Annotated in this window: 9 protein-coding genes, 1 tRNA gene and 1 pseudogene; 2 read left to right on the top strand and 9 right to left on the bottom strand. The window is 71.7% G+C overall.

Annotation, left to right across the window (positions count from 1 at the left end; genetic code table 11):
• Window positions 1-144: 144 nt before the first annotated feature.
• Window positions 145-2,016 (bottom strand): putative bifunctional diguanylate cyclase/phosphodiesterase, encoded by a 1,872-nt coding sequence (locus ACWGIU_RS18430; protein ID WP_453707049.1) that lies wholly within the window; start codon window positions 2,014-2,016, stop codon window positions 145-147.
• Window positions 2,017-2,390: 374 nt separating this feature from the next.
• Here ACWGIU_RS18430 and ACWGIU_RS18425 point away from each other — a divergent pair, with 374 nt between their 5' ends.
• Window positions 2,391-3,602 (top strand): M6 family metalloprotease domain-containing protein, encoded by a 1,212-nt coding sequence (locus tag ACWGIU_RS18425; protein WP_453707047.1) that lies wholly within the window; start codon window positions 2,391-2,393, stop codon window positions 3,600-3,602.
• Between the two features lie 60 nt (window positions 3,603-3,662).
• Here the strand turns inward: ACWGIU_RS18425 and ACWGIU_RS18420 are convergent, their stop codons facing one another.
• From ACWGIU_RS18420 to ACWGIU_RS18390, 7 genes and pseudogenes are all read right to left on the bottom strand, one after another.
• Window positions 3,663-3,938 carry a hypothetical protein gene (locus ACWGIU_RS18420; protein ID WP_453707045.1) on the bottom strand — a complete coding sequence of 92 codons (276 nt, stop codon included), beginning with the start codon at window positions 3,936-3,938 and terminating at the stop codon, window positions 3,663-3,665.
• Between the two features lie 106 nt (window positions 3,939-4,044).
• Window positions 4,045-4,635 carry a hypothetical protein gene (locus ACWGIU_RS18415; protein ID WP_453707043.1) on the bottom strand — a complete coding sequence of 197 codons (591 nt, stop codon included), beginning with the start codon at window positions 4,633-4,635 and terminating at the stop codon, window positions 4,045-4,047.
• A gap of 57 nt (window positions 4,636-4,692) precedes the next feature.
• Window positions 4,693-5,376: a Crp/Fnr family transcriptional regulator gene (locus ACWGIU_RS18410; protein ID WP_453707041.1), complete on the bottom strand. Its 684-nt coding sequence runs from the start codon at window positions 5,374-5,376 to the stop codon at window positions 4,693-4,695.
• Window positions 5,377-5,482: 106 nt separating this feature from the next.
• Window positions 5,483-5,556, bottom strand: a tRNA-Lys gene (locus ACWGIU_RS18405).
• Window positions 5,547-6,171 (bottom strand): annotated as a pseudogene (locus tag ACWGIU_RS18400) (bifunctional DNA primase/polymerase). The gene ACWGIU_RS18405 and the pseudogene ACWGIU_RS18400 overlap by 10 nt, the downstream one beginning before the upstream one ends.
• 221 nt (window positions 6,172-6,392) lie before the next feature.
• The gene (locus ACWGIU_RS18395) at window positions 6,393-6,734 is read right to left on the bottom strand and encodes a hypothetical protein (protein ID WP_453707039.1); all 342 of its coding nucleotides are present in this window, start codon (window positions 6,732-6,734) and stop codon (window positions 6,393-6,395) included.
• Window positions 6,735-7,080: 346 nt separating this feature from the next.
• Entirely contained in the window at window positions 7,081-7,650 is a 570-nt protein-coding gene (locus ACWGIU_RS18390) for an NADPH-dependent FMN reductase (protein ID WP_453707037.1), read from the bottom strand.
• A gap of 113 nt (window positions 7,651-7,763) precedes the next feature.
• Between ACWGIU_RS18390 and ACWGIU_RS18385 the strand changes: the two genes are divergently transcribed.
• On the top strand, window positions 7,764-8,246 hold the full coding sequence (locus ACWGIU_RS18385; protein ID WP_453707035.1) for a MarR family winged helix-turn-helix transcriptional regulator: 483 nt from the start codon (window positions 7,764-7,766) through the stop codon (window positions 8,244-8,246).
• Between the two features lie 416 nt (window positions 8,247-8,662).
• On the opposite strand, the gene ACWGIU_RS18380 is transcribed toward ACWGIU_RS18385, so the two are convergent.
• On the bottom strand, window positions 8,663-9,946 hold a 1,284-nt coding region (locus ACWGIU_RS18380; RefSeq protein ID WP_453707033.1), incomplete at its 5' end, for an AAA domain-containing protein.

Genomic DNA, 9,946 nt, shown 5'->3' with positions numbered 1-9,946 from the left:
GGTGCAGGGAGCGCGCGGAGAAGCTCATGATCCGGACCGGGTGCGGACGGGCGGTCCGGCCTTCTCGTGTCAGAGCTGGTACCGGCCGACCGCGAGGGCGCCGACGGCCAGGGCGAGCGCGGGACGGGTCAGCCGAGCGAACGATCAGCAGGGGTGCTCCGCGCCCGGCCTGGTGCCGATCATCTCGGCGATCCGTTCCGGGGCCACCGCCCGCGAGTAGAGCCAGCCCTGACCCGTGTCGCAGCCCACGCGCCGCAGCCGCGCCGCCTGTCCGGCGGTCTCCACGCACTCCGCGGTCACCGTCAGGCCGAGCCGGTGGGCGAGCTGGACCAGGGCTTCGACGATCGTTTCGTCAGCCGGGTTCGGGTGCGTGCCCTCTTCGTAGCGGAATCCCTTGACGAACGAACCGTCCAGTTTCAGAACCGATACGGGAAGCCTGCTGAGGTAGGCGAGGTTCGAATAGCCGGTGCCGAAGTCGTCGATCGCGATCCGCACGCCCATGTCGCTGAGCGCCTGGAGGGCCTGGAGGGGGCGTCCGGCGGAGCCCATCACCGCCGACTCGGTCAGCTCCAGCTGCAGCAGCTGCGGGGCGAGGCCCGTCTCGGCCAGGATCTCCGCGACATCGCCCACGAGGTCGGAGTCCCAGACCTGGCGGACGGCGACGTTCACGGACACGAAGACGGGCGCGTCGCTGGGCTGTTCGATCTGCCAGCGCCGGGCCTGCCGACAGGCGGTCCGCAGGACCCACTGCCCCAACTGGACGATGGACCCGTCCTCTTCGGCGATCCCGATGAACCGATTCGGCGTGAGTGTGCCGAATTGCTGGTGGTTCCAGCGCACCAAGGCCTCGACGCCGCGCACGGCGCCGCTCTCCAGATCCACCAGCGGCTGGTACTCCAGCTCGAACTCGCCCCGCTCCACGGCCGGCCGGAGCGTCGAGGAGAGGGCCTGGCGGGTCATGCGGTGTGCGTTGCGTTCCGGGTCGAACAGGGTCCAGCGCGCCTTGCCGTCCGCCTTGGCCCAGTACAGGGTCGTGTCGGCGGCCTGCATCAGCCCGGTCGCCGAGGTGCCGGCCGCCGCCCGCTCCACGACCCCGATCGAGGCGGAGACCGACAGCCGCTGCCCGGCCAGGTCGAAAGGTTCCTGTACGGCGGCCAGCACGCTCCGCGCCAGGTCGGCGAGTTGTTCGGTGCCGGTGGAGTCCTCGACCAGCAGGGCGAACTCGTCGCCGCCGAGGCGTGCGACCAGGTGGCCGCCGGTGCGCCCGTAGCCGGACTGGTCGGCGCACTGCGTCAGCCGGGCGGCGACGGCGGTCAGCAGCCGGTCGCCGACCCGGTGGCCGAGGGTGTCGTTGACCGCCTTGAACCCGTCCAGGTCCAGGTAGCACAGCCCGATCCGGCCGGTGCCGCCGCCGTGTTCGTACGAGGAGGCCTCCAGGGCGGCGGAGAGCCGCTCGAAGAACAGCGCACGGTTGGGCAGGTGCGTGACCGGGTCGTGCATCTGGAGGTGGCGCAGCCGGGCCTGGAGGTCGCGGCGGTCGCTGATGTCGTTCACCGACAGCAGGACGTCCCCGGTGCCGGGGACGGGGCCGAGCGTGACCTCGGTCCAGAGCGAGTGTCCGTCGGGGTGCTTGAGGCGGCGGGTGCAGCGCAACCGGGCCTGCCGGCCGCGCAGCACCTCCTGGTACGCGGCCCAGGTGCGGGCCTCCGCGGCCAGGTCCACCAGATCGGCGGCGGACCGGTGGACGAGGGCGTGCGGTTCGCTTCCGAGCAGCCCGGCGAAGGCCTGGTTGGCGGCGACGACGTAGCCCTCGCGGTCGACGACGGCCATGGCGAGGTGGGCCGCGTTGAAGGCGGCCCGGTAGTCGCGCAGGTCGGAGTCGGCGCGGTACGACGACGCCGACGTGGCCTGAGTGGCCGGTGCCGACGGCACCGCCGCCACTGTCGGGTGACGCTCCGTAATGGCCGATCGGATGCTGTCGGCCGCCGAACCGGTTCCTTCTGAGGTTCCGCTCACCGTTGGCTCCCGCAGTGTTCGTGAGTGTCCGCGCAGGAAAGTGTGCCGATCATAGAGGCTGCCGGGAGGCCCTATCCAGCGGCGCCACCGGTTGAGACGGTTCAGTTCGGCGTGATGACGGATTGCTGACGCGCGACCGGGCGATCGTTTCTGCGCGTCTCTGAGCATGCGGCGGCTCCCGCTGATCTCAGGTGATCGGTCGTGACGTTCTGTAGGCAGAGGCGTGAAGTTCGGGGGTCACCGACTTGCCGTATTGCTCACTCGTGTGGGGCAGCGGAACAGGGCATTAGTAAGACAATCGCCTCAAGGTGGATGAACAGGCATAAATCCACCACCGGGAGGTCGATGTGGCGCGTCAGCAGACACCCGGGGGAGTGGAACGCCCGCGCCTGCGAAGTGCCGGCGCGGCGCTCACCTCCCTGACGGCGCTCGCCGCCATGTCGCTCGTCGCCGGTCCCGCGGTGGCGGCCGACTCCGGAGCCGGACCCTGTGCGCTGACCCGTACCTCGGCGCACCACTCCCTCGGCCTGGACACCTGGAACGGCGCCTACCCCAAGCCGGAGCGCACCCTCGACGCCGTGATGGTCTTCCTCTCCTTCCCCGACCACCGCAGCACCCTGAAGACCGAGGAGATCGTCGGCGACTACTTCCCCGCCACCAGCGACTTCTTCGAGCAGGCCTCGTACGGGCGGTTCCGGCTGGCCCCGCACCCGCAGAAGCAGTGGATCCAGATGCCCAAGCCGTCGACCGCGTACGGGATAAAGCGGGACTGGGCGGCCGGGAACCGGGCTTCCTACCTGCGGGACGCGGTCGCGACCGCCGACGCCCAGGTGGACTTCCGCAAGTACGACGTCGTCTACTTCGTCGCCGATCCGGACGCTCCCGGCGTGGACTCCGACGCCACGAAGGTCGTCAACTTCGAGCACCCGATCGTCGCCGACGGCACGGAACTGCGGCGGATCGTCACCGTCTTCGAGCGCCACCCGCCGGACCGGAACGTCCTGGCCCACGAGACCGGGCACGTCTTCGACCTGCCCGACCTCTACCACCGGCCCACGGACGGCAAGGGCGACTGGGACACGTACGTCGGGGACTGGGACGTCATGGGCAGCCAGTTCGGCATGGCCCCGGACCTCTTCGCCTGGCACAAGTGGAAGCTGGGCTGGCTCGACGCCTCCCAGGTGGACTGTGTGCAGACGGGCACCTCGCTGCACACCCTGCAGCCGCTGGCCCAGGCGCCGCTGAGCGGCGGTACGGGCGGTACCCGGCTCGCGGTGATCCGTACGGGCCCCGGCAGCGCGATCGCCGTCGAGGCGCGGGGCTCCGCCGGCAACGACGGGGACACCTGCACGGAGGGCGTCCTGGTCTACCGGGTGCGCAACGAGGCCTCGTCGGGCGGCGGCCCCATCGAGGTGCTGGACGCGCACCCGTCGACGGAGGCGTGCTGGGACCGCTCGGTGTACCCGCCGCTGGCGGACGCGCCGCTGGAGGTGGGTGAGACGTACACCGTGCCGGGGGAGCGGATCACCATCGAGGTGGCGGACCGAACCCGGTCAGGCGCGTACACGGTGAAGATCACGACCTGACCACCGGAGAAGAGGGAGGCCCCCACTCGCGTGGGGGCCTCCGGGGTTCCTGCCGACGGGTCATGCGGGGGCGGCGCGCCGCCATGTGACGGCGATGTCGCCCACCACCAGGATGGCGATCACGATCACGAGCGCCCAAAGGGTCTCGCCGTGGACATCGCCGAACGGGATGTAGACGGCGAGGCCGGCGGGTGCCATGCCGCGGTAGTGCGCGACGGCCTTCGTCGCATTGCGCGGAAGGGGCACGGGCAGTGCGGCCATCCGCCAGCCGGACTGCGGCTCCGGCTGCTCTCCGCGGGGCCGGCCGTCGAGCCAGGGCGGGGTGGTGCTGTCCATGACGTCGTGTCCTCGTCTCTCGGCGTGACTGAGCGGTGAGGGGCTGCGGTTCCTGTCCTGGGCGCAGCACACCCGCCGTGCGGAACGATCGAAGAACTGGATGCGGTCAGCTGACCGGAAGCAGGTCGGGCGCCACGATCGCCACCCAGGCCTGAACGGCAGCTTCTTTCGTACTGAGCAGGGTGCGACGGAACCGGCTGCCGGGCGGTCGGCGCTGATCCGGCCGTAGCCGGTGCCATGCCTTATCGGTCACCGCCAGGACGAGCTCGGCACGGCCGCCGGCAAGGGCGAGCCGGAGTTCGGGAGCGTCCAAGAGCCGAAAGGCGTGGCTGATGTCCCTGCCGACATGGCCTCTCTCGTCCTGGATCGTCACTCCTGTGTGCAGGACGGCACGCAACTGGATCTGCTCGTGGGGTGCGGCCCCCGCGTTGTGGTCGCGGAGCGCCGCGGCCAGCGACGGCACGACGGTGTCGACCAGGAGGCCGGGCTCGACGGCGGCATCGAGGAGGCTCATGATGCCGTCCCCGCGGTCGAGCATCTCGCACGCCGCGGGTGGGATCTCTGCCCTCCGGAGACCGGTGGTCAGCGCGTCGTACAAGACCCGTCGCATCGCCAGACAGGCGCTGTCGGTGCGATCGGGTCGAGTGAACCCCACGATGTCCAGGCCGAGGAAGGTCTTGCGCACGGTCATGTGCATACGGCTACGCTAACACAACGTCAGTTCTACATGGAAGGAGTGTGAAAATTACCGGTTCTAGGCGTTGTTGCCGGCCGCCAGCTGCTGCAGGCCCGGCAGGTCGATGACGGCGATCCGGCCGCGGCTGGTCGTGACCGCGCCCTGTCCGCGCAGCAGGTTCAGGGCTTTGGCGACGGCCTCGCGCGACGCCCCGACCATCGCCGCCAGCTCGCCCTGGGTGATGGGCAGGGCCGACGGCGGGGAGTCCGGACCGCCCGGCGAGGTGCCGAGCTGCTCGGCGAGGGTGACGAGCTGCGTCGCGATGCGCTGGATGACGTTCTGGGACGCCATTTCCAAACGGGCCTGATCCGACTGGCGGAGCCGGGCCGTCAGGATGCGCACCAGGGTGCGCAGGACCTCCGGGTGCGCGTTCAGGAAGCCGTTGAGCTGAGCGGCGGTGACGATGGTCGTCGTGACGGCGGTCTTCGCGATCACCGAGGCGGACCGCGGTTGGCCGTCCAGCGCTGCCATCTCGCCCACGATGTCGGGGGCCTCGCGGAGCCCCAGGATGACCTCGTGGCCGGTGTCCGCGGTGATCACGACCTTGGCGATGCCTTCCTGCAGCAAGATCGCGTGCGTCGACGGCTCGTGCTCACGCAGGATCACGTCTCCGGGCGCGTACCGGACCTGGATGCCGAGGCCCCGCAGAGCGGCCGCGTGCTCGCCGGCCAGGGCCTCCCACAGATCGCTCTTGCCAGTCATGAGTGCTTCCTCGGTTGGTGCGCGCGACCCGTACAACGTAGACCACAAACGCCAAAGGCCGCTCTTCCCGAAGGGAGAACGGCCTTGTCAGGCGATTACCTCGCTGTGCGCCGCCAGGGACTCGAACCCCGGACCCGCTGATTAAGAGTCAGCTGCTCTAACCAACTGAGCTAGCGGCGCTTGGTGACGAGAGAGACATTAGCAGGAGGATCCGCGGAACGAAAAATCGATATCCCCAGGTCCGGTCGGTGCGGGGCTGCGGGCCGCCCGTACGAAGGCCCAGAGCAGGGCCTCGGGCCCGGGAAGCCAGGGTTCGCGCGCGTCCGGGGCCACGAGCCACCGGGACTGGCCGGGCGTGGCGGCCAGCGGCGGCACGGTGACGGCGTCACCGCGGCCGTGGCACAGCGGCGTCGGCGCGGTACGGGAACCTCCCCACTCCTCCCACGCCAGCAGGGCGGGCAGCCGGTGGGCGGTGCCGGGCGCGGCGAACAGCAGCATCCGGCCGCGGTGCACGGCGGCCGGCCCGGAGCCGGGTCCCTCGGCCCAGAGCAGGTCAAGGATGCGGCGCCCGAGGATGAGCGGGACGTTGACGATGTCGAAGGGATCCCCGCAGGGCAGCGTGGCGGGCAGCCCGGGCCGCGCCTCCCACACCGCGAGGGTGCGCCGGGGGTGGGCGGCGGCGGAGGTGAGCCAGGCGGCGCCCTGCGGGGTGACGTGGGTGGCGGGCGCGGTGCGGGTGCGCTCGGCGCGCGCGTGGAGGGCGGTGCAGCCGGGAGCCTTCGTCAACGTCGTCATATGCCACTGTCTACCCGCCGTAGCGAACCGGTATCCGCGAGTTACCGAAAACGGGGACAGCGGGTATGCCACCGGAGTATGGTGCGCCCCTCGAAGGCGGAGGGGCGGCGTGCCGTGCGGGCAGGCACGGCTGATCGACGCGGTTGCCGGACCTCCGCCTTGCGATGCACCGCATCCGACCCCGTGCGCCGATCCACCGGGGATCAAGGGACAAGCGGCCCTCAGGGCGTACCCGCGCCTCGCTGGAGCGTTTCGCCGAATTCGATCATCTTGCGGGCGTAGTCCTCGGTCCACTCCGCCTGCTCGGCGATCAACGCCGGCGAGAGCCGGTCGAACCGGCGGGGATCCGCCAGCTGGGCCGCCGCCAGGGCCTGGAACTCCACCGCCCGATCCTGCGCGGCCCGGAAGGCCAGCGTCAGCTCGGTCGCACGGGCCAGCAGCTCCCGCGGGTCCTCGATCGACTCCAGGTCGAAGAAGTGCTCCGGGTCCGCCACGGCCTCCGAGGGCTCGAAGAGCAGAGGCGCCGGCCGCAGCCGCCGCTCGGTCCGCTCGGGCTCTGCCATGCGTGTCCTCCTGCTGCGCGTGCGAAGTGATTCCGGGCCACCGTCCATTGTCCAACGCCACGCAAGACCCCTGCGCGAGCGGCTGGAACACCCGTACGGCCGATGGGACCCACGAGCAGAGCGGCGGGCTCAGTGGCGAGGGAGTCGCACAGCTGACCGGCTGGCGCCGATATCCGCATCGGAACAACACCGCCCGGACCCGGCGACCGGTGAGCCCGTCGCGGTGCCGGCCGGGCGGGTGTGGGCGGGGCCCCCCGTCCCGCCTGCTATGCCGCCGCCGACGCCCCGCTCACCGGCGTACGGCCGCACGCGCGCGCCGCGGACGACCACCCGGCGGGGAACCTGATCACACCGTGACGGCCTCGGCGGCGCGCTGCTCGGCCAGTTCGGCCACGTCGTCCAGGACCCCGGCGAGCTCTCCCGCGAGCGCCTCCGGGGCCTGGAAGCCCTCGGGGCCGAGCAGCTTGGGGATGCCCGGGATCGCGACGGAGCGCTCGGCGGGCAGCATGCCGAGCCGGGTGAGGACCGGCATCAGCATCTCGGCGGCCGGGGCGCCGCCGGTGGGGCCGGCGCTGTAGCTGACGATGCCGACCGGCTTCCCCTTCCACTCGTTGTAGAGGAAGTCGATGGCGTTCTTGAAGGGGGCCGTGAAGCCGCCGTTGTACATCGGCAGGACGAAGAGGAAGGCGTCGGCCGCGTCGACCAGGGCGCTCCAGTCGCGGGTGTGCTGGTGCGCGTAGTTGCCGGTGGAGGCGTATTCGGGCTCGTCGAGGAAGGGCAGGGCGATCTCGGCGAGGTCGACGGAGGTGACGTCGAAGCCGCCCCGCTCGCGGGCCCGCTCGGTGACCCAGCGGGCGAGGGGGCGACCGGCGGAGGTGGGGCGGGTGGCGGCGGAGATGACGTGCAGGCGGGTCATGGTGAGCGCTCCCGGTCGGGTTGATTGTTGATGTGTCACCTATAGAAGCGGCAATATGGGTGACGTGTCAACCAGGTGAGTGATGTGTCACCGACCTGGCTAGAGTGGCGGACATGACCCCCGCACCGGAGCCCGGGCCCCGCTGGCTCACCGAGTCCGAACAGGACGCCTGGTACGCGTGGCGGCGGATGTTCCCGCTGGTCAACGCCGAGATCGCGCGCGACCTCACCCAGGACAGCGGACTCTCCGAAGCCGACTACGACGTCCTGTCGGTGCTCGGCTCCACGGACGGCCACCGCATGCGCATCAGCGCACTGGCCGAGCTGATGCGCTGGTCCCGCAGCCGGCTGTCCCATCAGCTCACCCGCATGGAGCGGCGCGGCGCCGTCCGCCGCGAGGAGGTGGCCGGCGACGGCCGGGGTGCGGAGGTGGTCCTCACCGCTGCCGGCGTCACCATGATCACGGAGGCGGCCCCGCTCCACGTGGAGTCCGTGCGCCGCCACCTCATCGACGTGCTGACGCCGGAACAGTTGCGCACCCTGGCCGAGGTCGGCGAGGTGCTCCGCGAACGGCTGGGCGCCCGACGGAAGTCGTGAGCCGGCCGTCGGGGGACTCTCGTCAGAACGGCGCCTCCGGATCGGCGGACGGACGGGTGTGCGTACCCCGCCCACCCCGGACGGGTCGGCCCCATGGTGGCCGCATCCCCCCGGGATACCGCGCAGGCGCCGCCAGATTCCCCCGACCGGCCGCGCCCGGCGCACTGCGGGCATCAGCCGGTACATCCGGAGATCCGTACGTGCGAGACGGCCCAAGGGCTGTCCCGTCATCCCCGGCGGGCGCACGACGCCGGCCACGGCACCTCGCCGCGTTGTCGGAACGCCCGAATGCGCCCAGTATGGGGGCGCCCCTCCGCCTTGCGATGCACCGCATCCGACGCCGTGCGCCGATCCACCGGGGATTACGGGTCAGCCCTTAGCTGGATGAAGTGACCGGGGCCTGAGGCCGAGGCGGTCTACGGCCGCCAGGAGACGCGATGGTCGGACCAGAGATCCCACGTGGTCATCATCGCCTCCCAGCCGTCCGGGAACTTGACCGTCACGCCCAGCTGGACCGGCTCCGTCGAGGGATGGTCGTCCAGCAGCTCCGCGATGCCCGCCCGGGCCACGACCACGCACGCGTGCCGGTGCCGGGAGGCCAGCACGCACAGCCGGCCCGTCTCCAGATGGAAGGCCGTCGCGTCCGGGCGGCCCGACAGCGGATGGAGGACCACCGTGAGGTCGTACTCGCGGCCCTGCAGCCGGTTCGCGGTGTCCACCGTGACCCCCGTGACCCCGAGCGAGGCCAACGCCGCGCGGACCGCGGCCGCCTGGTCCCGGTGAGCCGTACCGACCGCGATCCGGTCCGCCGTCAGCGGGGCCGGCTCCGGGCGCTGCTCGTCGGAGGTCACCGCCCCGCGGTCCAGAGCACGGCGGACCACCACGGCCACCGCCAGCACCGCCTCCGGGTCGGTACGCGGCGTGTGCCGCGCCGGCAGCTCCAGCAGGCCCCAGCCCGCCTCGGCGGCCTCGTCCAGCACCCGGTCCGGCCCCGACCCGTCCGAGCGCACCCCGTAGGCCAGCCGCCGCTCGCCCGGGCCCGTACCGCTGCGGAACTGCGTGTACGGATAGAAGGCGCGGGAGACCAGCGGCGCCGCCGTCGCCGGGAGCCGCCAGGACACCGGCAGCCGGTGCTGCGGCAGCTGCGGGTTGTGCGCGAGCAGGGTGCTCACCGCCGAGGCCGAGGGGTCGTAGGACAGGCCCGCCCACTGCTCCGCGCCGACCACGCTGAACGGGTCCAACTGCCCCGGATCGCCCACGAACAGCGCCCGCTCGAACAGCCCGGCCACGGCCAGCAGCGCGTCCGAACGCATCTGGTACGCCTCGTCCACGATGGCGTGCTGCCAGGGCTCGACGTCCTTGACGAACGCCCACTTGGCCGCCGTCGAGATGGTGATCGGCAGCTCCGCCAGATCCTTCGGCTTGGCCGACAGGGTGACCGAGGGCAGCTCGCGCAGCGCCGGATCGTAGGCGTCCCCGTCACTGCTGTGCAGCCGGCCGACCTTCAGCTCCGGATCCTTGGCGGCGAGGCGCAGCACCAGGTCGTCGACCTGCGCGTTGGTCTGCGCCACCACCATCAGCCGGCGCCCGGCCGCGGCCAGCTCCCGGGCCGCGCGGACCACGAGCGTGGACTTGCCGGCGCCCGGCGGGGAGTCGACGACCACACCCCGCTCGGTCCCGTGCAGGGTGTCGGCCAGGAT

The organism is Streptomyces sp. NPDC054840 (genome assembly GCF_053611065.1).
The sequence above is the reverse complement of the archived record's forward strand: the minus strand, read 5'-3'. Positions and strand labels throughout refer to the sequence as shown.